The sequence below is a fragment of the Paraburkholderia guartelaensis genome (genome assembly GCF_004353905.1).
GTDB lineage: Bacteria > Pseudomonadota > Gammaproteobacteria > Burkholderiales > Burkholderiaceae > Paraburkholderia > Paraburkholderia guartelaensis.
Genome location: NZ_SMOD01000135.1, coordinates 1 through 2,082 on the forward strand (window position 1 = coordinate 1; position 2,082 = coordinate 2,082).

A 2,082-nucleotide genomic window follows, 5' to 3' on the forward strand; every position below is an offset into this window, starting at 1 on the left:
CTACCGGTGGCTCGCTCGACACCGGGCCGGCCGCACCGAACACGTCGGCCGCGCGCTCCTGCAACTGCCGCTTCCATTCCGTGATCTGGTTCGGATGCACATCGAACTGCTGCGCCAGTTCGGCGAGCGTGCGCTCGCCCTTGACTGCCGCCAGGGCCACTTTCGCTTTGAACGCCGCTGAGTGCGTGCGTCGGGTTCGTTTCGTCATTTTCTCGGTTCCTTTGCCTGCATTATCGCTGGCTCAGGCCCCGGTCGTTCCACTTATCCCGCTGTCCGATTTTGCGCGGCCACCTCTAACTTCCTCCTGGTATCGCTTGAGCATCGGGACCATTGCGGCTAGCCGATCATTCAAATCGAAATAGCGAATAGCATATTCGCGCGTGCCGAACCGATCGACCCCACGAAAAACCCCGCGGCCCAAATCTTCGAGATCGGGATATCGGCCTCTGAGGATTGCTTCCACGCGCTGGGCATTAATCATGACCTGTCTTCCGCGAAGTCCACCGGCGATGCGCCGGCGGGAACGTCAATGAGATTCATACCTTGCGGTCCGCGTGCGCCATACTCGTTGCCCCTGCGAAAGACAACGCACAGTCGGTCCTGCGCACGCACAATGGCGTCCCCCAATTCTTCACCGAACTTGCCCTCTCTAATAGCGATATTCACAGCGTGATTGACGATAGCCTGAGTGAGTTTTTTATGTGCGCTATCAATCTCCGCGTCGTCTGCTTGGTCCGCAAGATATACCAGCGCAGCCGACCCACGCGCCCCGGTAGCCGGCTCCACGTTGTGGTGCGGCACCTCTCGTCGCCAGGCGAGGCGGAAGCCACCGGCAAGGTCCCGCACCGGTGCTGGCCATGGCACGTCGCTCCGAGCTAGCCCGATCGCATCTTGAGCACGCTGCAGTCTTCTTCTGCGGTAGGCAACGCCTGGCCGGGTTAGTTCGAGTTCCTGATGAACCGTTACCCGTCGAATCGATTCCTCATCCTGGTCCAGTTGAAACGAGTCAAGTTCGTTGACTGCGTACCAACTGCTCGGATTTCCGCGTGGACCAACGAGGATCTCAATGGCTCGCTCCACAGCGAGTGGGCTGGTTTGGGATGCGCGCTGTAATGGTTCAGCGATTGCCTGATAGCTTGTCAACGCAAGAGCGAAGCCATCGTGTGCAACCGCGCCCCGTTCCCAGGCGCTCGCGTGCGAATTCCAGGTAAAGCGCTCTTCGACCGCGACAAAGTTCTTCGGAACGAGAGCTTGTTCGCCCGGGAAGAGCAGCTTCTGCTTCTGCAGCTGGAGGATTTGGCCTTCGTAGTTCAGGAAGAAGGAGTGCCATCGTTGTGCCAGAACGTTGTAATAAAGTCCTTGACGATGCAACTCGTCGATCAGCCCGTCGTCGGCTCCGAACTTCGCTGGCGGTGCATACCAAGCTGACCCGGCGACGTTTTTCCACTCGGAAAACTTTCCCCCGGCTTTCGCTTCCTTGATATTCTGAGCCCAGTTCAGGCAAAGAAGCTCGACATCATTGTTCGTGCCGACGGCACATAGCCGCGCGCGATATGCGGCGTAGTCGGAGTGAGCCGGCTTGGGATTGAGTTGAATGTGAATAAGCAAGCAATTGAGGTGTGCCTGATCGACGTGTCCGGTAAAGTCGAAAGCATCTGAGCAGATGATCGACAACAGGCTCATCTTCCCAAGGCCGCGATTGAACGCGTACACAGACTTACCCACACAGAGCGAGGTCTGTTCGATGTCGCGATAGTCTCTGCACGCGACCGTCTTAAACTGCACTAGTCCATTGCGTCATTGAAAAAGCACCTTATTTGGTATTCAATGAAACGCATGGAAAAGATGAATTTGACCACGCTTGAGCGCAAACAATTGCTGTCAGCAACTCGTAGCCAAACGGTGCGCGCAGCGGACGCGCGGCGTGCACGGCTGATCTTGATGCTTGATGAAGGCGAAGCACGTGAGGCGATCATGCAGCGGCTGCGATGTGACTCGCGCTTCATTACCCGTTGGTCGAGTCGGTTTTTGGCGGAGCGGTTGGCAGGCCTGTACGCGCGCCATCCGGGACGAGCTCCTGTG

The 2,082-nt window shown here is 57.7% G+C and carries 3 protein-coding genes; 1 reads left to right on the top strand and 2 read right to left on the bottom strand.

Translation table 11 applies throughout. The features are described from left to right. Both E1N52_RS43505 and E1N52_RS43515 read right to left on the bottom strand, forming a co-directional pair. A partial coding sequence (locus E1N52_RS43505; protein WP_133189477.1) for a transposase occupies positions 1-208 on the bottom strand: 208 nt, incomplete at its 3' end. A gap of 269 nt (positions 209-477) precedes the next feature. Next, positions 478-1,785 (bottom strand): hypothetical protein, encoded by a 1,308-nt coding sequence (locus E1N52_RS43515; RefSeq protein WP_205965781.1) that lies wholly within the window; start codon positions 1,783-1,785, stop codon positions 478-480. 42 nt (positions 1,786-1,827) lie between these two features. Between E1N52_RS43515 and E1N52_RS43520 the strand changes: the two genes are divergently transcribed. Continuing rightward, positions 1,828-2,082, top strand: a 255-nt coding sequence (locus tag E1N52_RS43520; protein WP_133190396.1) for a helix-turn-helix domain-containing protein, incomplete at its 3' end; no start/stop codon positions are given.